Raw genomic sequence first — 1170 nt, forward strand, 5'->3', positions numbered from 1 at the left:
AAGAGCCGGCGGAGGGACTCGAACCCACGACCTGCTGATTACAAATCAGCTGCTCTAGCCAACTGAGCTACGCTGGCAAATACAATAAAAAAAGTCCGCTATTTCTAACGGACTGCAAATGTATATCTTTTTGTTTTTTAATCAAAACAATTTTATGAAAAATTTAGATTAATTATGTGTATTGATTTTTTCTTTTCTTTTTACCAACAATCGTTCTATAGATTCTGCCGCAAGCTCTATTGCTTCTTCAAAAGTTTTGCATTGTTTTTTTACTAAAAAATCGTCTCCCGGGACAATTATTTTCATCTCTACGATTTTATTTTCCTTGTCACTCGTCTTTTCAACTTTCAAATAAACGTCAGAAGATACTACTTTGTCGTAATATTTTTCCAATTTAACCATTCTTTCTTGAACAAAATCTACTAGTTTTCTGTCAACTGTAAAGTTAACTGCGTGAACATCTACCTTCATAATCATTTTTTTTAGTTGGTTAAACATTTTTCGAATTATTTTAGATTTCTTGGATGGGCATCTTCATAGACTTTTTTGAGTTCTGACAAACTGCTATGTGTATATATTTGTGTCGATGCCAAACTTGAATGTCCTAATAATTCTTTTACTGAATTTAAATCGGCTCCATTGTTCAAAAGATGAGTCGCAAATGTGTGTCTTAATATATGGGGACTTTTCTTTACTTTCTCGGAGACAGTACTAAAGTATGTATTTATTAATCGATACACAAAGGATTCACTTAATTTTAATCCTTTTTTTGTTAAAAAGAAAAAGTCACTATCCATAACTTTCTCTAAACCTGCTCTTTCTGAAAAATATAAATTTAATTGTTGCGAAATAATTAGTAACAACGGAAGAATTCTTTCCTTATTTCTTTTACCTAGAACTTTTATGGTGTGATTTGACGTATTGACGTTTACCGTTTTCAAATGAATTAATTCTGCACGTCGAATTCCCGTAGTATAAAACAAGTCTATTATAAGTTTATCTCTAATTTCTTCGAACCCTACTGGATTTTGTATTTGATCCAAAACGGCTGTAAGTTCATTTTCCGAAAACGGAATTTGAAGTGTTTTAGGAGTTTTTAAAGCTTTGTGTTTCAGCATCGGGCTAAGTTCAATTTGTTTGGTCTTTAATAGAAATTTATAATACGCTTTT

At 31.5% G+C, this 1170-nt stretch carries 2 protein-coding genes and 1 tRNA gene; all 3 read right to left on the minus strand.

Features of this window, described 5'->3' with window-relative positions:
• Positions 1 to 3: 3 nt before the first annotated feature.
• Positions 4 to 77: transfer RNA gene (locus tag EKL98_RS16660), tRNA-Thr, on the minus strand.
• Positions 78 to 168: 91 nt separating this feature from the next.
• The gene (gene hpf / locus EKL98_RS16665; protein ID WP_126563208.1) at positions 169 to 471 is read right to left on the minus strand and encodes a ribosome hibernation-promoting factor, HPF/YfiA family; all 303 of its coding nucleotides are present in this window, start codon (positions 469 to 471) and stop codon (positions 169 to 171) included.
• Between the two features lie 35 nt (positions 472 to 506).
• Positions 507 to 1170: tyrosine-type recombinase/integrase (locus EKL98_RS16670; protein WP_126563209.1), on the minus strand; the 664-nt coding region annotated here is incomplete at its 5' end.

It is taken from the genome of Flavobacterium bomense (genome assembly GCF_003970355.1).

Bases quoted from the DNA above. Each gene is read 5' to 3' on its own strand.
- hpf (WP_126563208.1), bottom strand. From the start codon at position 471: ATGAAGGTAGATGTTCACGCAGTTAACTTTACAGTTGACAGAAAACTA.